Genomic DNA, 272 nt, shown 5'->3' with positions numbered 1-272 from the left:
ATATCGCCGGCTACCGTGTCAGTTACTTTCGTCCCAATGGTGATGTCTGGCGGTCACGTATCGTGGTGGGTCAGCCCTATCGACGGACGCCCTCGCTGCGCTCTGAGATCACTCACCTGACCGTCAACCCGACCTGGACGGTGCCGCCGACCATCCTGCGTGAAGATGTGATTCCCAGTGTGCGTCGAGACCCGAACTACCTGGATAGGCGCAATATGCAGGTGCTGACGCCGTCGGGTCAGCGCCTCAGCCCGGGCCAGGTCAACTGGTCA

1 protein-coding gene is annotated in these 272 nt (G+C 61.4%); it reads left to right on the top strand.

Annotation, left to right across the window (positions count from 1 at the left end; all coding sequences use genetic code 11):
* On the top strand, nt 1–272 hold a 272-nt coding region (locus H2O73_RS21080; RefSeq protein WP_182110802.1), incomplete at both ends, for a L,D-transpeptidase family protein.

The organism is Vibrio marinisediminis (assembly GCF_014050145.1).
In the GTDB taxonomy this organism is placed as follows: domain Bacteria; phylum Pseudomonadota; class Gammaproteobacteria; order Enterobacterales; family Vibrionaceae; genus Vibrio; species Vibrio marinisediminis.
Note: the sequence above shows the minus strand (reverse complement) of the source record. Positions and strands in the feature narration are given on the sequence as shown.